Here is an 18190-nt window from a genome sequence, read left to right on the forward strand (position 1 = left end):
TCAACCCTCCTGCTGCGGGCTACACGGCCCCGGCAGAATCGCGCAGGCGTACCCCTCGATGAATTCGCGCGGCATGCGTTTAGGCCGCCCGGTGGACAGCTCAATGCAGACAAACGTGGTTTGCGCGCGTAGCAGCGTCGCGCCATCTCGTGGGCGGATCAACTGGAAGCGCCGGTTCATTTTCAGCCGCTGGTCCCAGTCAGTGATCCAAGTGCCTAATAGCAATGCATCACCGTTGAGCGCAGGCGCCAGGTAGTCGATTTCGTGGCGCAGCACCGCCATTGCTCTGTTTAGGTGCCGGTATTGCTCAAGGCCCAGGCCTAATGCACGCGAATGACCCCACGCGCAGCGCTCTAGCCATGTGACGTAAACGGCATTGTTGGCATGACCCAGGCCATCGATGTGCTCGGGGGTCACGTGCAGTTCGAGGGTGAAAGGTGACGGCAAATCCCAGTTCATGTAGGCCCCTGTGCTCGCCGCATAGCCAGAAAAAACAAAAGGCCCATTCAATAATCGAATGAGCCTTGATTCCCGGAGATCGGGGTAAACGTGGCGTCCCCTAGGGGACTCGAACCCCTGTTACCGCCGTGAAAGGGCGGTGTCCTAGGCCACTAGACGAAGGGGACGCAAACCTTCGAGCAGGCACGCTGTAGCGAACCTTGGCAAATTGGTGGAGCTAGACGGGATCGAACCGTCGACCTCTTGCATGCCATGCAAGCGCTCTCCCAGCTGAGCTATAGCCCCAATTTAACGCCTGGCGGCGTGCACCGCCAATGGCGATACAGGTAAACATGGCGTCCCCTAGGGGACTCGAACCCCTGTTACCGCCGTGAAAGGGCGGTGTCCTAGGCCACTAGACGAAGGGGACAGACCTTCTTTCCAGCCGGCTGGTTGGCCGGCGAGCCCGAGGTTTACAGCAATACCTTAGGCCAGGAATGTGGTGGAGCTAGACGGGATCGAACCGTCGACCTCTTGCATGCCATGCAAGCGCTCTCCCAGCTGAGCTATAGCCCCACAATGCGGCGCTTTGTTTCAGCACCATGTCGTGGACGGGGCGCATATTAAGACGCTGCCCCTACCCTGTCAAACTAATTTTGAGAATATTTTCTAGAATTTCTCACGGCATTCAAAGGGTTAGGTTTGGCCCCGGTAAAGAGGCCCTGCCTGTCTTACTGAATATCCGACAACTGCTTTTCCCATTCCTTGTTTTCTTTCTTCGATACACCGCCCAGTAGGTCCAAGGCTTGGCGCAGCCGGAAACGGGTGAGGTCAGGGCCGAGGATTTCCATGGCATCGAGCACTGACACCGAGCTGGCCTGACCGGTGATAGCGGCGAACATCAAGGGCATGGCATCGCGCAGCTTGTAACCTAACGCCTCTACTACGGCCTGGATGCAGCCGGTAATGGGGTCCTTTTCCCATTGCCGAAGGCTTTCAAGCTTCCAGAGGATCAACTGGATCAGTTGCCGCACCTGATCTGGGGTGAGCTTTTTATGCGCGAACAAGGCAGGATCAGGGCGTACCCCACCTTCGAAGAAAAACCCACCCAGTGGAACGATTTGACTGAACGTTTCTACCCTACCCTGCACCAGGGGGGCGATTTTCATCAGGTAGTCGGGGTTGAATGCCCACTGCCGAACGCGTTCAGCAAAAGCTTCCACCGGCAACTCACGTAACCATTGGCCGTTGAGCCAAGACAGTTTTTCAATATCGAAGATCGGCCCGCCCAACGACACGCGGGACAGGTCGAAGTGCTCCACCATTTCAGCGAGGGAAAACTTCTCGCGCTCATCGGGCATGGACCACCCCATACGCCCCAAGTAATTGAGCATTGCCTCGGGCATAAAGCCCATGCGCTCATAGAAGGTGACCGACGTGGGGTTTTTGCGCTTTGAGAGCTTGGATTTGTCCGGGTTACGCAGCAAGGGCATGTAGCACAGCTGCGGCTGCTCCCAGCCGAAGTATTCGTACAGCTTCATCAGCTTGGGTGCCGACGGCAACCATTCCTCGCCCCGCAGCACATGAGTGATGCCCATCAGGTGGTCGTCCACCACGTTGGCCAGGAAGTACGTTGGCAGGCCGTCGGTCTTGATCAGCACCTGCATGTCCATGCGGTCCCAAGGAATCTCGACGTCGCCCCTTAGCATGTCAGGCACCACGCAGATGCCTTCGCTGGGCACTTTCATGCGGATCACATGGGGCTCTCCAGCCGCCAGGCGACGCTGCACTTCGTCTGCCGACAGCAACAGGGCGCGCCCGTCGTAACGGGGGGTCTCACCCTTGGCTAATTGCTCGGCGCGCATCTGGTCCAGCTCTTCTGCCGTGCAGAAGCAGGGGAATGCGTGACCCGCATCTACCAGCTGCTGAGCATAGCCGCGGTAGATATCACCGCGCTCGCTCTGCCGGTAAGGCCCGTGGGGGCCGCCGACGTCCGGGCCTTCGCTCCATTCGATGCCCAGCCAGCGCAGCGCGTCGTAGATTTGCTGCTCGGACTCGCGGGTAGAGCGCAACTGGTCGGTGTCCTCGATCCGCAGGATGAATTCCCCGCCGTGCTTTTTGGCGAAGCAATAGTTGAACAAGGCGATGTACGCCGTGCCAACGTGGGGGTCGCCTGTGGGCGAAGGCGCGATTCGGGTACGAACGGTGCTCATGGAGAGGTCTCGAACAGGACAGTGCAAAGCGGAGAATGGTAGCAGGCTGGGCGGGTGAGGCCCAAGGGGTAGTGACAAAGCCCCCTTGGGTACGGCTCAAGGCATTGCCCTCAAGCGCCCTGCCCCATCTGCCGCCGCCTTAGCTCTGCACGCTATTACTGCCACACATCCTCACCTGGCCCCGAGCCCGCCGGCTATACCGCCAACAGCCGCTCCCTAAGCTTTCCGATGTCGTCACGGGTTTGGGCGGCAGCTTCGAACTCCAGGTCGCGGGCGTGCTGGAGCATTTTTTCTTCCAGCTGGCGAATCCGCTTGTTGATCTCGTTCGGGCTACGCAGCTCGGCCTCATAGCGAGCGCTCTCTTCCGCGGCCTTCGCCATGCCCTTGCGTTTCTTGCTGCGCGAGCCGGGAATGTGGGCGCCTTCGAGAATGTCGGCGATGTCCCGCATTACCCCTTTAGGCACAATGCCATTGGCTTCGTTGAAGGCGATCTGTTTTTCTCGGCGGCGGTCGGTCTCGTTGATGGCCCGCTCCATGGAGCCGGTCATGTTGTCCGCGTAAAGAATCGCGCGGCCATTGAGGTTACGTGCCGCACGGCCAATGGTCTGGATCAGCGAGCGTTCGGAACGCAGGAAACCTTCCTTATCGGCATCCAGGATGGCAACCAGGGCCACCTCGGGCATGTCCAGGCCCTCACGCAGCAGGTTGATGCCTACCAGTACATCGAAGGTGCCCAGGCGCAGATCACGGATGATTTCTACCCGTTCCACGGTGTCAATGTCCGAGTGCAGGTAACGGATGCGTACGTCGTGGTCAGCCAGGTAGTCGGTCAGGTCTTCTGCCATGCGCTTGGTGAGGGTGGTGACCAGTACCCGTTGGTCGAGCACCACGCGCTTGCGGATCTCTGAAAGCAGGTCGTCAACCTGAGTCGTGGCCGGGCGGATTTCGATCTGAGGGTCTACCAGGCCGGTGGGGCGGACCACTTGCTCGACCACACGCCCAGCGTGTTCCTGTTCATACGGCCCTGGGGTGGCGGAGACGAAGATGGTCTGCGGCATGATTGCCTCCCATTCGTCGAAACGCATCGGCCGGTTATCCAGTGCCGACGGCAGACGGAACCCGTACTCTACGAGGGTTTCCTTACGGGAGCGGTCACCTTTGTACATGGCGCCCACCTGGGGCACGCTGACGTGGGATTCATCGATCACCAGCAAGGCTTCGGGTGGCAGGTAATCGTACAGCGTGGGTGGCGCTGCCCCTGCTGGGCGGCCTGACAGGTAGCGTGAGTAGTTTTCGATGCCGTTGCAGTACCCCAGCTCTAGCATCATCTCCAAGTCAAAGCGGGTGCGCTGCTCCAGGCGCTGCGCCTCTACCAGCTTATTGGCGCCGCGCAGGTAATCCAGCCGCTCCTGCAGCTCTACCTTGATCTTTTCGATGGCCCCCACCAGGGTTTCCCGCGGCGTGACGTAGTGGGTCTTGGGGTAGAAGGTATAGCGAGGCAGGCGACGGATCACTTCACCTGTGAGCGGATCGAAAGACGAAATGTTTTCGACCTCATCATCGAACAGCTCGATACGAATGGCTTCAAGGTCCGATTCGGCCGGGAACACATCAATGACATCGCCACGTACCCGGAACGTTGCACGGGCGAAGTCGATTTCATTACGGGTGTACTGAAGCTCGGTGAGCCTGCGCAACAGCTCGCGCTGATCGAAGCGATCGCCTCGGTCCAGGTGCAGCACCATGCGCAGGTAGGTTTCCGGGCTCCCCAAACCATAGATGCAAGACACCGTCGTCACGATGATGGCGTCTTTGCGCTCAATGAGGGCTTTTGTGGCGGATAAGCGCATCTGCTCGATGTGGTCGTTGATAGACGCGTCTTTTTCGATGAAGGTGTCGGAAGAAGGTACGTACGCCTCGGGCTGGTAGTAGTCGTAATAGGAAACGAAATATTCCACGGCGTTGTTAGGGAAGAAAGCCTTGAACTCCCCATACAGCTGGGCAGCCAGGGTTTTGTTAGGCGCCAACACCAACGTAGGGCGTTTTATCTGGGCAATCACGTTGGCAATGCTGAACGTTTTACCAGAGCCCGTTACCCCCAACAGGGTTTGGTGGGCCAGCCCGGCATCGATGCCTTCGACCAATTGACGAATGGCTTCGGGCTGGTCACCAGCGGGCTTGTATTGGGTTACAAGCTGAAAATCAGACATGGGTTACCTCGATCGCCTCGAAAGGGCTGTATCTATAAACAGTACGTGCCCGGCATTGAAGGCGTCAAACGCTGGTGGCAGGCAATGTGCTCAAGGGTATTTAAAAAATCGGCGTAACCGTGTGCAGGCAGGTCGCGTGCACGGCCATGCCCCTCTATACTCATCGACCGTTGGCGCACCCCTTGGTGCGGACTTTCCTTCCTTCCCCATAGAGCCACGGTCCCTAATGAGCCTGTTTTCCGCTGTAGCACTGGCGCCCCGCGATCCTATCCTGGGCCTCAACGAAGCCTTTAACGCAGATACCCGCCCACACCGAGTGAATCTGGGCGTAGGCGTTTACTGCAACGAAGAGGGCAAGATCCCGCTCATGCGCGCGGTGATCCAGGCAGAAGAAGCCAGGGTGGCTCAGCACGCCGCGCGTGGCTACCTGCCCATCGACGGCATCGCTGCCTACGACAACGCCGTGCAAACCTTGCTGTTCGGCGCAGACTCAGCATTGCTGGCCGAAGGCCGTGTGGTGACGGTGCAGGCGGTGGGTGGCACCGGCGCGCTCAAACTGGGGGCTGATTTTATCAAGCGCCTGCAGCCAGACGCCATCGTTGCCATCAGTGACCCTAGCTGGGAAAACCATCGGGCACTGTTCGAAACCGCCGGATTCCCGGTACAGGATTATCGCTACTACGATGCGACCAGCCATGGCGTGAACCGTTCCGGTTTACTGGAAGACCTTAACGCCCTGCCCAGCGGCTCGGTGGTAGTGCTTCATGCGTGCTGCCATAACCCAACCGGCGTAGACCTCACCCCGGAAGATTGGCAGCAGGTGCTTGCTGTGGTGCAGGCCAAGGGGCACATCCCCTTCCTGGACATCGCCTACCAAGGGTTTGGCGACGGCATCGAAGAGGACGCCGCTGCGGTTCGCTTGTTCGCGCAGGCCGGCCTTACCTTCTTCGTGTCGAGTTCGTTTTCCAAGTCCTTCTCGCTGTACGGCGAGCGCGTGGGTGCACTGTCGATCGTCACCAGCTCCAAGGAAGAAAGCACCCGTGTGCTGTCGCAGGTCAAGCGGGTGATCCGTACCAACTATTCGAACCCGCCTACCCATGGTGCGGCGATTGTGGCCACTGTGCTCAACAGCCCTGAGCTTCGTGCGCTGTGGGAGGAAGAACTCGCTGGTATGCGCGAACGCATTCGGGACATGCGCATGAGCATGGTAGACCGTTTGGCGGCGTTGGGCGCCAAACAGGATTTCAGCTTCATCAAGCAGCAGCGCGGCATGTTTTCCTATTCCGGGCTAACCACGCCTCAGGTTCACCGGTTACGTGATGAGTTCGGCATCTACGCGCTGGATACCGGGCGTATCTGTGCAGCCGCCCTTAATCACCGCAACCTGGAAGCCGTGACCGCCGCCATCATTCAGGTGCTGTAGCCACACCCAAGCGCGCCCTGCTATCACCCGCCACACCGCGTGGTAGCAGGCATGGCCTTACCCAGCAGCACCCCGTTGAGCATCGCTGATCTACCCGTGGCCTGGAGCCAATTTCCCTCGCAAGCCGTCGCGTCTTCTCCTACTGTAGTGCTACCGGCATGACCGGAACTACCTTTGAGGAGCTTTCATGACACGCATCGGTTTCTCCCTGTTGCTTGCCCTTACTGCGTTTGCCGGTACCGCGTATGCGGCTGCACCTGCCATGGAAAAAACTACGGACAAGCACGCTGTGATGTTCGTGGACGCTCGCGGCATGGCGCTGTATACCTACGAAGAGGATGAAGCGGGCAGGTCGAAGTGCAACGCTGATTGCGAGAAGAAATGGCCAGCATTCGTCGCACCCGATGGCGCCAAGGCTGAAGGGAACTGGTCTACCGTGAAGCGCGACGACGGGCGCCTGCAATGGGCCTACAAAGGTAAGCCACTGTACACCTGGGTGAGCGATACCACAGCAGGCGTAGCCACCGGCGATAACAAAGGCAATGTCTGGCACGTGGCCAGGCCTTAATCGCACAGCCTGCGGGCGCAATGTCTAGGGCAAGGCCCCTTTCGGGGCCAATCTGCGCTAAGCCGCCTTTCCTATTACAAAAAATTCGTTATCGCTGGTAATGCCAAGTACGGGTGTGCCTTCGGTATGCGCGGCGATGGCAAGGTCGACCAGTTCGTAAAACACTGCGCGATGAATCAGGGCATCCAGGTTGTCCCTCACCCTGACATAGGGGGCCGGTTCGCCGGTGGAAGGATTAGTCTCTACGCGAATGGGATGTTCAGGGCCGGCAACAAACTGATTGCCCACATTGTCGGTGAAGTGCAAACGCTGGCTGGCACCCTGGCCTTCGACATCCAGCAGCACAGCCACGAAGGGCGCGTCGTCTACTTGAATACCGACCTTTTCAACCGGCGTTACCAGAAACCAGCCCTCGCTTTCACGGCGCAGGATGGTGGAAAACAGCTTCACCATGGGTTTACGGTTGATGGGCGTGCCGTGATAAAACCACGTGCCATCCCGACCAATACGCATATCGATATCACCACAGAAGGGCGGGTTCCAGAGGTGTACCGGAGGCAGCCCGTCGCTGCTGGGGACCTGCCCCAGCAAGGTGTCGGGCGTTACAGGGCCGCTCATGACGGGCTCCTTCAGGGTTGGCTCATGCCTAAGAGCCGTTGAGCGTAATCCTCGAAGGGCGGGCCAAGCAAATCTTCCGGCTTGTTGTCATGAAGAGTGAGCAGGCCGCCACGGCTGCGGATCGTAGCGGTATCGATCAGGTACCGGGTATTGGTTTCGATGAGCATCATCTGCACCACGCCGCTGTCGACGCCCAGTCGGTCCAGTGCCTCTTGGTCTGACCATTCATCGAGGTTGCCGATGCGGTCGTCTGCCCTGGCAAAGCGCGTGTAGAGCACGTAGTGCGCCCCTACTCCACGCGCCTCACTCAGCGCCTGTTCAAGGCCCTCAGGCTGCGCAGCACGGCGGACCAGGGGGAAGTACTCGATAAAGCCACGAAACGCCTCCTCGGCCACTACGTTAGGCCGTGGGTAGGCACCGCCGGGCGGCACGAAGGCTCCTTGCGCAATGTAGATAAAGGAATCGGGCTGCAACCTGAAGTTGGTAGATCGGCGGGTTTGGCTGTGGTCCAGCACGCCTGCGTCGCTGAGCTGGTCGCGCGCGACCACACCCATGTCGCTGATACTCATACAGCCCTGCAACATCGCCAGTGCCGCGATTACAAACAACCTGCGCATCCTGTTCTCCGAAAGCCGCGACAAAAACCCGTCTAATGGATTCCGTAATGCAGCTTTTGCGCCAAGCCAGAGAGCAGACCGAGGGAAAAGGAGGGAAGTAACGCTTTAAAGGGGGTTAGTTCTTACCACGCCTGTATGAGCGCCTTGGCAATAGGCAGGGTGGGGAGCGAAACGCCGTAGAATACGACGTTCGCAGCGGATGGCAAAGCAGGCGCTCGGCCATCCACTGCGAGGTGTTTATCAGCGGTTCAGGTGCAGCTCTACCCGGCGGTTCTGAGCGCGGCCATCAGCCGTGTCGTTTTCCGCTACAGGCCGGCTTTCACCGTAGCCTTCGCTGCTGAGCTTGGCCTGAGACACACCATGCTCGGTGAGGAAGGTTACAACGCTGGCAGCCCGGCGCTCCGACAACCCCTGGTTGTACTGGTCAGAACCGACGCTGTCGGTATGACCGTCTACCTTCACACTGACGATGTCTGCAGCATTGAGGCGCGGCAGTAACGCTTCCAACTGGCTTTGGGCCTCAGCGGTAAGGTTCGACTTGTCGAATTCGAACAAGACGTCGCCCGCGTCGCTCAAGGTAATGACTTCTTCCTTGGGCGCTGGCGCTGGCGGCGGCGGTGCCTCCGCGGTAACCGGTGCTGGAATCACAGGCAGCGGGCAACCGTTATGAGAAACCGGCGTACGAGGCGCCGTGCCTGGGCAACGGTCTCGACGATCGAATACACCATCGCCGTCTTCGTCACCGTCCTGAGCGAAACAAATCAAGGTACCGGCAACCGCGCCGGCCAAACCACCACCCGCGGCCCAAGCGCTGCTTTCCAACGCCCCCAGGCCCGCGCCCGCTACGCCCCCGATTGCAGTACAAATGGGCCAGTTCCCCTGGTTGAGCGGCGCGGTACCATCACTGCGCGAAGCACAACCGGACAGAACACTACTGACCAGAAGGACGGGCAAAAACGCCCGCACGATCATTCTCATCGTCGAAACTCCTGTGTCGCCGGTCTTTTTTTTGCCGGTATGAGGATTAAAGCCTTAGGCAGGTCACTCTGCCGAAGTACAGGCAGATTGATTGCGCGCTAGGCGCGAAGTTTCCAGAAGGTTAGGCTTTGTTTTCAAACAGAGGAAGCACTGCATGGCAGTTTTAACCCAAACGCCGCAACAAGCGCTGGCTGCGCTGCTTGATAAACAGCGGCCTGAGCGCCTTTTGGTGGTGAGCGCCAGCCGCTTTCCGGCGCTGGATGCGTTCCTCGAAGCACACCCCCACACCACGCTTGGGCTAGCGCCGCCTGGCCCATTGCCCGCCGCGTTGGCCAGCGAGCGCTTTGACTTGGCCCTGGTCATCGATTGCCTGGAGCACCTGTCCCGGCGTGAAGGCCTGGAACTGCTGGGGGGGATTCGCAACCTCAATGCCAGCCGACTGGCGGTACTGGCAGACGTTGCCGCCACACCCTGGAAAGACACTGACTTCTACGCCCTGGCCCTTCAAAAAACCGCGACGTTTCAGCGAGAGTCGCAAACTCTAGGCTTGTTTACCTACGATTTGCACGCCTACAAAGAGGTGCCAGACTGGCTTAACGCCCGCTTCTGGGCCAACCCTCAGCATTTTGGCAAGTACTGGTGGTAACTTCATGTTAGCGATATGCCCCTGTGGCAGCGGCACCCTGCTGGATCAATGCTGCGGCCGGTATCACACCGCATTCAACGCCCCGGATGCACAGCACCTGATGCGCTCGCGGTACAGCGCGTATGTGCTTGGGGACGTAGACTACCTGGTGGCGACCACCCTCCCCGCGCAGCAGGCAGGGCTTGACCGGGCCTCCATGGCCGCCTGGAGCGCTCAAGCGACCTGGCTGGGCCTTGAGGTGGAAGCGGTTCAAGTGATGGGCGGTACGCCTGAGCATGCATTTGTGACCTTCGTGGCGCGCTGGCATGACGAGCAGGGCGACCATGGCCACCGTGAGCGCTCCGCGTTCGTTCAGCATGATGGCCGCTGGTACTTCCTCGACCCTACCGTTGCGCTGAACAGCGGCCGCAACGACCCCTGCCCTTGCCAGAGCGGCCAGAAATTTAAAAAGTGCTGCTCCGGGTATTTGGGTGTTCTGGCGGTCACGGCGCCAGCGTAAACCTTGAGGTGTCCGGTGCTGGCGGTGCAGGCGGGCGAGGCTCGGTGTCAAGCTTCGCACCCGCTGGCGCAAGGCTGAGCTGGCTCAAATCCAGCACAGGTGGCGGGGCGGGTTGTGCCATGGGCTGCAACAAGGCGCCGGTTTCGGCGATACCGTAGGCGGGTGCATCCACCTCAGCGAAGGCTGCCATGTACAGGTCCCTAGGTACCACGTTGGCCCTTGGCAGGGTGAGTGCTGGCGTAGCGGCCGGTGGCGGCGCCAGCTCGATGACGTGGGGTTCTTCCATGGGGCATACCCTGGCAACTGCCCCGGCTTGCTCGACCGCCTGCCGAAAGCGCTCTGCCGCGGCGGCATCAAGGTGGCTCTTGAGCACCAGACGCCGGCCTGAAAACAACAGGTCCACGCGCTGAGCATCTGCCCGGAACAGCTGACCCACACGGGCCTTTACGACCTCAACAGGGATTCCGGGCAAACATTCGCCAGTAAAAGCGATTTCGTATAGCAACATGTTATGTTCTCCCACACCTGTGCCTGGACCGGTCGAACCTTTCAGGTCGAACCTTTCAGGCCAAACCTTTCAGGCCGAACCACTTACTCAAGGGAGGCGGTAAATGCGACGTGCGCCCTACCACGCTCGATTCCTGCTGCTCGCCCTGATGCTGACGTGCGGCGGCTGCTCCACTTGGCTTACCGGCAACTATGACGACCCTGATATTCACCTTCAACGGGTGCAAGTGGTCAAGGCCAAGCTGCTGGAGCAGCACTTGCGGCTGTATTTCGTGATCAACAACCCTAACGACAACGACCTGCCTATCCGCGGGCTTACTTACAAGGTGAGCCTGGAGGACATCGTACTGGCCGAGGGCGAGGACGATAGCTGGTTCAGTGTGGCCGGCCGCAGCCGTGCTGTCCATGTGGTGGACGTTCGGACCAACCTGTGGGCGCAGCTCAAACCCTTGGCCAAATTGCTCCGCGATCCCGAGCGAACCCTGCACTATCGGCTGGAGGGCGAGCTGCGTACCGGAGTATTATTCGGCCACAACCTTCTCCTGCGGCGAACGGGTGAGATCACCCCCGCAGGTTTGCTTCCGGAGTAGCGATAGATGTCCCAGCAACCTCACGTGCATGGCCCAGATTGCAACCATGACCATGATCGCGACCATCACCATAACCACGATCACGGTCACGGTCATGTGCACGGCCCACATTGCAATCATGAGCCTCAAGAGCCGGTCCGTAATTCACTGAAGGATGTGGGCCGTAATGACCCCTGCCCGTGCGGCAGCGGAAAGAAATTCAAGAAGTGCCACGCGGCCTGATAACTGCCGCGATGGGTTTACCCACAAAAAGGGCCAGTCGATGATTGGCCCTTTTTTGTGGGTGTGACGCTTACTCGGTTTTGCTGGGTACAGCGCCAGCGGTGTTGTCCATCAGGCTTTTGGTGGCCGTCTGGATAAAGGCATCGAGTTTATTACGCAAGGCAGGCACGTCTGCGGTTTCAGGGATGACCTCAGCCTTGGGCTCACGGCCAAGCGTATAGCGATAGAGCTTCGGGTCCATGTCGCGGGACTCGATCAGTATACGATCCCCCGTCACGATAGCGACGCTCTGCTCGCTGCCAGAGGGCTTGATAACCCCGAAGCCCTGGTCGCCCTGCTGCAAATTGAGCAGGTCACGCCCCCAGCACTGTTGCTGGGTGTCGCCTCCCAGGCGGCCCATGATGGTGGGCACGATATCGATCTGGGTGCCGACGGTATGGTTCACCGTACCGAACTTGTCCTGGATACCGGGGGCGATCAACAGCAAGGGCACGTTGAAGCGGCTCAAGTCCATTTCAGTGAGCTGGCGCTCATTACCAAATCCATGATCTCCCACCACGATGAACAGGGTCTGGTTGTAGTAAGGCGACTGCTTTGCCTTTTCAAAGAACTGACCCAGCGCCCAATCCGAATACCGCATGGCCGTAAGGTGCTGGTCCAGGTTGCCACGGCCAGTGACAGGCTCAACGGGCAGGTCCTTGGGCAACGCGTAAGGCGTGTGATTGGACAGCGACTGCAGCAGCGCATAGAACGGCTTGCCCGTGCCGGACAGCTTGTCCAGCTCCTCATTGCCACGGCTGAACATGTCCTGATCTGAAACACCCCACGTGGGGTCCGAGAACACTGGATTGACGAAATCATCCCGGCCAATGAACGTGGTCATGCCCTGGTTGCTGAAGAAACCGGACTGGTTGTCCCAGGCAAAGTCCCCGTTGTACACGTACACATCGTTATAACCGCGTGCGCTTAGCAACTCCGGCAAGCCAGACAGCTTGTGACTGCCCTCTGGCGTTTGCATCAGGTACTCGAAACCAGGCAGGTTGGGGAAGCAGCCCATGGTGGCGAACATACCCTGGTGGGTATGGGTACCGTTGGAGAAGAAGTGATCGAACAGCAATCCTTCCTTGGCCAACTTATCGAAGTACGGCGTGATGTTCGCGTCACTGCCCAGCGCCCCTACCGAGTGGCCTGCGAAGCTTTCCAGCAGAATGACCACGACGTTGCGGATCGGCAGGGTATTGCCCACCGGCGGAGTAGACACACGGCGTACCGGCGCGGTGTCGGCATCAATCAACCGGTCGTTGGTGCTGAGCAACATGTCACGCACCGTTCGGGTGGCCTGGGGCTGCGGCAACGTGGCCTGCCAAATGTTGTCGCGATCTTCGGACATCCGGCTCTTTGCCGCGCTTATCAGGGTCAGCACGCCGTTGAGGCCCAACTGGTTGGCGAAGTTGGAGTCGGTGGTGTAGGCATCGCCCCAACGCATTGGCGGGCCCTGGCGCAGGGTGCCACGCGCCGCTAGCACAGCCACCAACAACACCAGCACGAATACACCGATGCGGGCGTACCAAGGCGCAATCGAGCGGGCGACAGAGGTACCGACGCGCGGCCGTGTTGCGCGATCGATCCATTTGAACACCCACCACAGCACGACAGTGACAACGACCCACGCCACTAGGTAGCGCACCACCGGGTAGCCGTACCAGATCATGCTCATGACTGTTTTGGGGTCTTCCTTCACATACTGGAACACCAGCCCGTTGAGGCGCTGGTGAAACTCTCGGTAGAAGTCCATTTCAAGCAAACCTGCGAAGAACGACAGGCTGGCGGTCACCGTAAGCCAGACGCGGAAGAGCATCCGCGCAGCGATCAGCCGTGCGCTGGGTATCGCCAGCATCAAGGGAATGAGCAGGTAGACCACCAGACGCAGGTCAAAGCGCAAGCCGTTGAGCATGCCTTCGACCAGCGCCGAAGTAGAGGCATCACCCGCAGCCTCCAGGTTATAGGCCAGCAAGGCCGTGCGTGAGCCGGTGAGCAGCACCATCAGGGCGAGGCCGCTCAGCAGCGTAAACAGCAAGTGGGATTTGAGCGACAGCCGCGCGAGGGGTGCGGCGCTGGGTTCCAGCCTGGAATCTGGGGTTGCCATGTTTCGTGTGATATCCGTACAGGTGGACGATTAAGAAGCGAGACCGGCGCGGATTCTGCGGCCACACGGGTGAAAATTCCGTGTAGCCCAGAGCCCCTCGATCAGTGATTGCTTGGCTTGTTCACTGCCTGCAAGACGTACTGTGGCAAGGCGAAGGCCCCCGCATGAATCTCGGGATTGTAATAACGCGTAATGATGCCGCTACCGGCGTAGCGAGCGCGCAGCGTGTCTACCGACAACCTGCGGTATTCAGGACGGGTAGCACCCCAGGCGAACGTCATGGCACCGCCGATGTATGTGGGTATTGCAGCTTGGTAGAAATGCCAGTCGGTGAACAACCCACGCAGGCGGCTGGCGGTGGTGCGAACGCCCTCCAGTTGCATGAACGGCGTACCGTTCTGAGTGACCAGAATACCGCCGTCGTTCAGGCAACGGTGACAGGCCTGATAGAAGTTTTCGGTGAATAACACTTCACCTGGGCCGATAGGGTCGGTGGAGTCGGAAATGATCACGTCGTAGCGTTGATCGGTAGTGGACACGAAGCGCATGCCATCATCGATCACCAGTTCGAGACGAGGGTCGTCGAAGGCGCCGCTGGAGTGATTGGGCAAGAAGGTTTTGCACATCTCTACCACCGTGGCGTCGATCTCTACCATGGTGATGTGCTCGACGCCACGGTGCTTGGCGACTTCTCGCAACATGCCACCGTCCCCCCCGCCGATGATCAACACGCGTCGTGCCGCGCCATGGGCAAAGATCGGCACATGGGTGAGCATCTCGTGGTAGATGAACTCGTCTTTCTCGGTGGTCTGGATCACCCCGTCCAGCGCCATGACTCGCCCCATGACAGGGTTCTGGAAGATCACCAGGTACTGATGATCAGTGCGCACTTCGTGCAGTAGCTTTTCCATACGGAACCGCTGCCCGTACCCCTCATATAACGTTTCCTGGTATTCGCTCATCGCGTGCCCCCTGGCAATCGACAGCAGCACGCTGCCGTCGAAGTGAGAAAGGGGCGCATTCTACGACGTCACTGCCCTCAGGGGTAAATCCAGATCAATGAAGGCTGTAGCAACGCCTGTACGGTAGGGCGAGCCAATAGCAAGCCTATGGCAACCCCCGCGCCCCCCTCTCTGCCGCCTCTCTCGTGCGTTAGCGCAAACGGCCCCGAGGGCCCAGGATCGCCCAGATGATCAGGCCCAATACCGGCACGATGGCGATCAGTAAGATCCACAACACTTTGATACCCACTTCCTGGGTGCTTCTGAGCACATGAAGAATGGCCCAGATATCCAAAGCCAGGATGATAAGGCCGAACAGGCCATTGAAGGTGGCGCCCATGGTGTGCTCCGGTGGGTGAATACGCCCATTAGGTTACACGCAGCAGCCACGGTTCCGTCAGTGGGCAGGCGTCTGCGCCTTGAGGGTTTCCAGGGCTGGGGCCGCATAGATACAGGCCTGCTCGCACAAAGCCAATACCTTGGACAGGTCATTGGCATACACCAGCACGGCTTGCAGCTCGGAATCCAGCAGGCGACTGAAATCCAGCAGCACGTAGCCACCCACTTCGCGGTTCATGCTCGACAGCTGGAGTTGCAGGCGATTGAGGGCGATCAAGGGCTCAACTTTCTGCAGTTGCTTGGGCTTGAGGTTGAATGAAACCTGCTGGCCGAACGAAGCGATGATCTGGGTGAGCAGCTCGGCGTAGGTATCTGCCTGGAACAACACGGTATCGGGCAGGCTGCCCACGACCACCCACTCGCCTAGGGGGATCGGGTAGGAATCGTCGTAATTGATATCTGGGTTGGCTGCTAGAAAGGCCTCTGGGTCTGCGTAAGCGGCCGCTGCTTCGGTTGCAATGCGAAGGATATCGCCCTCTGCCATGCAGCCGGAGCTGATGCAGGTAATGAGTTCGGTCAAAAGGCTTTGCATATGTAGGTATGCCGGTCAAACGGGCGGGCTAGGATAGCAGGTTAACGGCTACCCTCGAACCGCCTGTATTGGACTAGCAGCTAGCCTTCAGCCTTCGGCGAACCGTTCGGCGAGCCATCAGGATCGCTCTGCCAGCACCTGCAATTGCGCGGCCGTGTCCTGCGCACCCATGGTCTGTGCGGCAGCTAGCGCGTTAATGCCTGCTCGGTCACATGCATGGGGGTCAGCCCCTTGCTCCAGCAAGTACGTGACAAAATCCATACGGTTGAACATGGCTGCCATCATCAAAGCCGTGCGGCCGTCGTCAGCAGCACCATCAACCTGCGCGCCCCCGCTTACCAAAAGCTGTGCGACCTCAAGGTTGCCCTTGAACGCCGCGCCCGCGAGCGGCAGTTGATACTTATCGTTGGGAATGTTGGCATCGGCCCCCGCTGCCAGCAACACGCGAACAGCCTCTAAGTGGCCGTGGTAGCTGGCAAGCATCAGCAAAGTATCGCCGTTCTGATTGCGCAGGTTGGGCGGTATGCCTCGGCTTAGCACACGCTCCAACATGGCAGCGTCGCCGTTGCGCGCCAGGTTGAACAGTTCAGTGGCCAATTCTGCGAATTCATCTTCAGTCATCTCGTGCGGCGCGTTCGTATCAGCCATCTCGGCCTCCATCAGCAGGAATGCCGACAGTCTTTCCTAGCGCCAACCGCCGGTCAACAGCCTGAGCAAATGAGGTAGCAAGAGGAAATTAATGGGCAAAATGATGTCAAAGTTTTTACTGAACGGCGAATTGTGATGGGCATCACGCAAAATGCATCGTCGATCAGCCCCCACCTTGCACTTTGCACGAATCCGAAAAAATTGTTTCCTCTCTAAATTGATGATTTATAAGGAATTAAGCTTTTCAGCGAAGTTGGCACAGTCGGTGCAATACCCTTGGTACAGCTTGCCCATGCAATACGCCAAGGAGTCGCCAGATGGAATTCCTCCAAGAAAAATTCGCTAGCCTTTTCTCTGAATACGACGTTGTCACCCTGCCTCGCCCAGACGGTGCCGTCCTGTTGACTTTGCGCAGCGCCGATGGCCGTCAGACCCGCCGTTCGATTTCTTACTCGCAGCTCAACACTCCAGAGCAGTTGTCTTGGGTCATCAACGCAATCCGCCGTGACCTCGCAGGTGAAGTTAGCCAACTGCCCGACATCCACTTGCTACAGAGCCAAAATCGTTTCGCCCTGCCGACCTACCACTCGGCGTAAACCGTTTTCGCCGCAGGCCTTTGCGCAGTTACGTATTCGCGTGGCCAGCGGCGGTTTAACCCGCCTCTGTGAACCAGCTATAGCTATCGAAAACCATTCGGTTCAATTTCACTGAAGTTCGCCACCTCTTGGTGACTACTGTTTAAGCCGTTCCCCCGCGCTACCCCGCACGTTTGCATACCTGCACCCCGGGCTGCATCCAACTCCTCTGCCACGTCTGAAAGGAACAGGATGTCTCCCGCTGGCAACCCTATCTGCTCAGCAATCTGCTGATAAGAGGCTGCGTCTCGCTTTGGGCCAGTCGTGGTGTCGAAATATCCGGAAAACAAACCTGTCAGGTCCCCTGCCTCGGACCAGCCAAAGATCAACTGCTGCGCCTGGATGCTGCCTGAGGAGTACACATACAGCTTGTACCCCTGCTGATGCCAGTGCTGTAGTGCGGTTACAGCATCCGGGTACACGTGCCCTTTCAGCTCCCCTGATGCATACCCCTGTTGCCACACCATGCCCTGAAGGGCCTTGAGCGCAGTGGTTTTGAGGTCTTCCGTCATCCAGCCCACAAAAATCTCGGTCACCCGCTCCACGCTGGCGTGAGGTTCCTGAGCGGTAGCGCGTACTGCATCAAGCACGGCCGCGACGTCAGGCTGGGTATAACGCGCCTGGATAAATCCGGGAAGTGCCGTACGTGCGTAGGGAAAGAGTACGTCATACACGAAACTGACGGCGCTGGTGGTACCTTCGATGTCCGTCACTATGGCCTTGATGGGCATGGGGCGTCCTTATCAGTCGTCCAGTCGAGGAAAATGTTGAGCGATGGGCTCGCCTGTGAAGTTAGCCACCCAACCCTCGGCATTATTGAACAGGCGGATGGCTACAAAATGCGGCTGCTCACCCATGTCGAACCAGTGAGGGGTATCGGCGGGCACGGAAATCAGGTCGTTCTTTTCGCACAGCACGGCGTACACATAGCTGCCCAGGTGCAAGGTGAACAGCCCACGGCCTGCCACGAAGAAGCGTACCTCATCCTCGGCGTGGCGATGCTCTTCCAAGAATTTGGCACGCAGCGCGGCTTTGTCGGGATGGTTGCTGGCCAGGCTGATGACGTCTACCGTCTGATAGCCGCACTCGGTCATCAATTGGTCGATCTGTCCACGATACGCCTCTATCACCGCCTCCTGGCTTGCCCCGGGCTGAATCGGCGCACTGGCTTCCCAGCGCTCGAACCGCACACCCTGCTCCGCTAGCGTGGCGGCGATATCGTCCACATGGGTCAATACCTTGTTGGGAAGCTCCGGGCTACTTTCGTGGTAAACGGTCAGGCTGCTCATAAGCACTCCAG

At 59.0% G+C, this 18190-nt stretch carries 21 protein-coding genes and 4 tRNA genes; 7 read left to right on the plus strand and 18 right to left on the minus strand.

Annotation, left to right across the window (positions count from 1 at the left end; translation table 11 throughout):
• The 7 genes from AC4LE2_RS13995 to uvrB form a co-directional block, all read right to left on the minus strand.
• Complete coding sequence (locus AC4LE2_RS13995; protein WP_491826337.1) at nt 1-459, minus strand: acyl-CoA thioesterase; 459 nt, start codon at nt 457-459, stop codon at nt 1-3.
• A gap of 91 nt (nt 460-550) precedes the next feature.
• Nucleotides 551-626 (minus strand) — tRNA-Glu (locus AC4LE2_RS14000).
• Nucleotides 627-668: 42 nt separating this feature from the next.
• Nucleotides 669-744: transfer RNA gene (locus AC4LE2_RS14005), tRNA-Ala, on the minus strand.
• A gap of 48 nt (nt 745-792) precedes the next feature.
• Nucleotides 793-868: transfer RNA gene (locus AC4LE2_RS14010), tRNA-Glu, on the minus strand.
• 70 nt (nt 869-938) lie between these two features.
• Nucleotides 939-1014: transfer RNA gene (locus tag AC4LE2_RS14015), tRNA-Ala, on the minus strand.
• A 155-nt stretch (nt 1015-1169) separates the two neighbouring features.
• Nucleotides 1170-2651 (minus strand): glutamate--tRNA ligase, encoded by a 1482-nt coding sequence (gene gltX, locus AC4LE2_RS14020; protein ID WP_491826338.1) that lies wholly within the window; start codon nt 2649-2651, stop codon nt 1170-1172.
• Nucleotides 2652-2845: 194 nt separating this feature from the next.
• The gene (gene uvrB / locus AC4LE2_RS14025; RefSeq protein WP_491826339.1) at nt 2846-4861 is read right to left on the minus strand and encodes an excinuclease ABC subunit UvrB; all 2016 of its coding nucleotides are present in this window, start codon (nt 4859-4861) and stop codon (nt 2846-2848) included.
• Between the two features lie 226 nt (nt 4862-5087).
• On the opposite strand from uvrB, the gene AC4LE2_RS14030 reads away from it, so the two are divergent.
• Nucleotides 5088-6284, plus strand: coding sequence for an amino acid aminotransferase (locus AC4LE2_RS14030; RefSeq protein WP_491826340.1), 1197 nt, complete (start codon nt 5088-5090; stop codon nt 6282-6284).
• 187 nt (nt 6285-6471) lie between these two features.
• Nucleotides 6472-6852, plus strand: a complete 381-nt coding sequence (locus AC4LE2_RS14035) for a COG4315 family predicted lipoprotein (RefSeq protein WP_491826341.1) — start codon at nt 6472-6474, stop codon at nt 6850-6852.
• Between the two features lie 57 nt (nt 6853-6909).
• Here AC4LE2_RS14035 and AC4LE2_RS14040 read toward each other — a convergent pair whose 3' ends face one another.
• The 3 genes from AC4LE2_RS14040 to AC4LE2_RS14050 form a co-directional block, all read right to left on the minus strand.
• A complete protein-coding gene (locus AC4LE2_RS14040) occupies nt 6910-7470 on the minus strand; it encodes a DUF1285 domain-containing protein (protein ID WP_491826342.1) in 561 nt (186 codons plus the stop codon).
• An 11-nt stretch (nt 7471-7481) separates the two neighbouring features.
• Entirely contained in the window at nt 7482-8087 is a 606-nt protein-coding gene (locus AC4LE2_RS14045) for a DUF4823 domain-containing protein (protein WP_491826343.1), read from the minus strand.
• Between the two features lie 240 nt (nt 8088-8327).
• Nucleotides 8328-9065 (minus strand): PA1041 family peptidoglycan-binding anchor lipoprotein, encoded by a 738-nt coding sequence (locus AC4LE2_RS14050; RefSeq protein WP_491826344.1) that lies wholly within the window; start codon nt 9063-9065, stop codon nt 8328-8330.
• A 154-nt stretch (nt 9066-9219) separates the two neighbouring features.
• Here AC4LE2_RS14050 and AC4LE2_RS14055 point away from each other — a divergent pair, with 154 nt between their 5' ends.
• Together AC4LE2_RS14055 and AC4LE2_RS14060 are read left to right on the plus strand one after the other, a co-directional pair.
• Nucleotides 9220-9711: a DUF6231 family protein gene (locus AC4LE2_RS14055; RefSeq protein WP_491826345.1), complete on the plus strand. Its 492-nt coding sequence runs from the start codon at nt 9220-9222 to the stop codon at nt 9709-9711.
• 4 nt (nt 9712-9715) lie between these two features.
• Nucleotides 9716-10210 carry a YchJ family protein gene (locus tag AC4LE2_RS14060; RefSeq protein ID WP_491826346.1) on the plus strand — a complete coding sequence of 165 codons (495 nt, stop codon included), beginning with the start codon at nt 9716-9718 and terminating at the stop codon, nt 10208-10210.
• Here AC4LE2_RS14060 and AC4LE2_RS14065 read toward each other — a convergent pair.
• Nucleotides 10194-10718 (minus strand): hypothetical protein, encoded by a 525-nt coding sequence (locus AC4LE2_RS14065; protein WP_491826347.1) that lies wholly within the window; start codon nt 10716-10718, stop codon nt 10194-10196. The genes AC4LE2_RS14060 and AC4LE2_RS14065 overlap by 17 nt on opposite strands.
• 103 nt (nt 10719-10821) lie before the next feature.
• On the opposite strand from AC4LE2_RS14065, the gene AC4LE2_RS14070 reads away from it, so the two are divergent.
• A complete protein-coding gene (locus AC4LE2_RS14070) occupies nt 10822-11307 on the plus strand; it encodes an LEA/WHy family protein (RefSeq protein ID WP_491826348.1) in 486 nt (161 codons plus the stop codon).
• A 6-nt stretch (nt 11308-11313) separates the two neighbouring features.
• The gene (locus AC4LE2_RS14075; protein WP_491826349.1) at nt 11314-11529 is read left to right on the plus strand and encodes an SEC-C metal-binding domain-containing protein; all 216 of its coding nucleotides are present in this window, start codon (nt 11314-11316) and stop codon (nt 11527-11529) included.
• Between the two features lie 70 nt (nt 11530-11599).
• On the opposite strand, the gene AC4LE2_RS14080 is transcribed toward AC4LE2_RS14075, so the two are convergent.
• The 5 genes from AC4LE2_RS14080 to AC4LE2_RS14100 all read right to left on the minus strand — a co-directional run bounded on the left by AC4LE2_RS14080 (nt 11600) and on the right by AC4LE2_RS14100 (nt 16255).
• The gene (locus tag AC4LE2_RS14080; protein WP_491826350.1) at nt 11600-13675 is read right to left on the minus strand and encodes an LTA synthase family protein; all 2076 of its coding nucleotides are present in this window, start codon (nt 13673-13675) and stop codon (nt 11600-11602) included.
• Nucleotides 13676-13776: 101 nt separating this feature from the next.
• Nucleotides 13777-14637 (minus strand): polyamine aminopropyltransferase, encoded by an 861-nt coding sequence (speE, locus tag AC4LE2_RS14085; RefSeq protein WP_491826351.1) that lies wholly within the window; start codon nt 14635-14637, stop codon nt 13777-13779.
• Between the two features lie 190 nt (nt 14638-14827).
• Nucleotides 14828-15016, minus strand: a complete 189-nt coding sequence (locus AC4LE2_RS14090) for a PLDc N-terminal domain-containing protein (RefSeq protein WP_491826352.1) — start codon at nt 15014-15016, stop codon at nt 14828-14830.
• A 57-nt stretch (nt 15017-15073) separates the two neighbouring features.
• Nucleotides 15074-15607, minus strand: coding sequence for a hypothetical protein (locus AC4LE2_RS14095; RefSeq protein ID WP_491826353.1), 534 nt, complete (start codon nt 15605-15607; stop codon nt 15074-15076).
• A gap of 117 nt (nt 15608-15724) precedes the next feature.
• The gene (locus AC4LE2_RS14100; RefSeq protein WP_491826354.1) at nt 15725-16255 is read right to left on the minus strand and encodes an ankyrin repeat domain-containing protein; all 531 of its coding nucleotides are present in this window, start codon (nt 16253-16255) and stop codon (nt 15725-15727) included.
• Nucleotides 16256-16572: 317 nt separating this feature from the next.
• Here AC4LE2_RS14100 and AC4LE2_RS14105 point away from each other — a divergent pair, with 317 nt between their 5' ends.
• Nucleotides 16573-16851, plus strand: a complete 279-nt coding sequence (locus tag AC4LE2_RS14105) for a DUF3509 domain-containing protein (RefSeq protein WP_491826355.1) — start codon at nt 16573-16575, stop codon at nt 16849-16851.
• A gap of 83 nt (nt 16852-16934) precedes the next feature.
• On the opposite strand, the gene mtnC is transcribed toward AC4LE2_RS14105, so the two are convergent.
• Nucleotides 16935-17621: an acireductone synthase gene (gene mtnC, locus AC4LE2_RS14110; protein ID WP_491826356.1), complete on the minus strand. Its 687-nt coding sequence runs from the start codon at nt 17619-17621 to the stop codon at nt 16935-16937.
• Between the two features lie 12 nt (nt 17622-17633).
• The gene (locus AC4LE2_RS14115) at nt 17634-18179 is read right to left on the minus strand and encodes a 1,2-dihydroxy-3-keto-5-methylthiopentene dioxygenase (protein ID WP_491826357.1); all 546 of its coding nucleotides are present in this window, start codon (nt 18177-18179) and stop codon (nt 17634-17636) included.
• Between the last annotated feature and the right edge of the window lie 11 nt (nt 18180-18190).

It is taken from the genome of Pseudomonas sp. 9.3L, assembly GCF_058536285.1.

Bases quoted from the DNA above. Each gene is read 5' to 3' on its own strand.
- AC4LE2_RS13995 (WP_491826337.1), bottom strand. From the start codon at position 459: ATGAACTGGGATTTGCCGTCACCTTTCACCCTCGAACTGCACGTGACC.
- gltX (WP_491826338.1), bottom strand. From the start codon at position 2,651: ATGAGCACCGTTCGTACCCGAATCGCGCCTTCGCCCACAGGCGACCCC.
- uvrB (WP_491826339.1), bottom strand. From the start codon at position 4,861: ATGTCTGATTTTCAGCTTGTAACCCAATACAAGCCCGCTGGTGACCAG.
- AC4LE2_RS14030 (WP_491826340.1), top strand. From the start codon at position 5,088: ATGAGCCTGTTTTCCGCTGTAGCACTGGCGCCCCGCGATCCTATCCTG.
- AC4LE2_RS14035 (WP_491826341.1), top strand. From the start codon at position 6,472: ATGACACGCATCGGTTTCTCCCTGTTGCTTGCCCTTACTGCGTTTGCC.
- AC4LE2_RS14040 (WP_491826342.1), bottom strand. From the start codon at position 7,470: ATGAGCGGCCCTGTAACGCCCGACACCTTGCTGGGGCAGGTCCCCAGC.
- AC4LE2_RS14045 (WP_491826343.1), bottom strand. From the start codon at position 8,087: ATGCGCAGGTTGTTTGTAATCGCGGCACTGGCGATGTTGCAGGGCTGT.
- AC4LE2_RS14050 (WP_491826344.1), bottom strand. From the start codon at position 9,065: ATGAGAATGATCGTGCGGGCGTTTTTGCCCGTCCTTCTGGTCAGTAGT.
- AC4LE2_RS14055 (WP_491826345.1), top strand. From the start codon at position 9,220: ATGGCAGTTTTAACCCAAACGCCGCAACAAGCGCTGGCTGCGCTGCTT.
- AC4LE2_RS14060 (WP_491826346.1), top strand. From the start codon at position 9,716: ATGTTAGCGATATGCCCCTGTGGCAGCGGCACCCTGCTGGATCAATGC.
- AC4LE2_RS14065 (WP_491826347.1), bottom strand. From the start codon at position 10,718: ATGTTGCTATACGAAATCGCTTTTACTGGCGAATGTTTGCCCGGAATC.
- AC4LE2_RS14070 (WP_491826348.1), top strand. From the start codon at position 10,822: ATGCGACGTGCGCCCTACCACGCTCGATTCCTGCTGCTCGCCCTGATG.
- AC4LE2_RS14075 (WP_491826349.1), top strand. From the start codon at position 11,314: ATGTCCCAGCAACCTCACGTGCATGGCCCAGATTGCAACCATGACCAT.
- AC4LE2_RS14080 (WP_491826350.1), bottom strand. From the start codon at position 13,675: ATGGCAACCCCAGATTCCAGGCTGGAACCCAGCGCCGCACCCCTCGCG.
- speE (WP_491826351.1), bottom strand. From the start codon at position 14,637: ATGAGCGAATACCAGGAAACGTTATATGAGGGGTACGGGCAGCGGTTC.
- AC4LE2_RS14090 (WP_491826352.1), bottom strand. From the start codon at position 15,016: ATGGGCGCCACCTTCAATGGCCTGTTCGGCCTTATCATCCTGGCTTTG.
- AC4LE2_RS14095 (WP_491826353.1), bottom strand. From the start codon at position 15,607: ATGCAAAGCCTTTTGACCGAACTCATTACCTGCATCAGCTCCGGCTGC.
- AC4LE2_RS14100 (WP_491826354.1), bottom strand. From the start codon at position 16,255: ATGGCTGATACGAACGCGCCGCACGAGATGACTGAAGATGAATTCGCA.
- AC4LE2_RS14105 (WP_491826355.1), top strand. From the start codon at position 16,573: ATGGAATTCCTCCAAGAAAAATTCGCTAGCCTTTTCTCTGAATACGAC.
- mtnC (WP_491826356.1), bottom strand. From the start codon at position 17,621: ATGCCCATCAAGGCCATAGTGACGGACATCGAAGGTACCACCAGCGCC.
- AC4LE2_RS14115 (WP_491826357.1), bottom strand. From the start codon at position 18,179: ATGAGCAGCCTGACCGTTTACCACGAAAGTAGCCCGGAGCTTCCCAAC.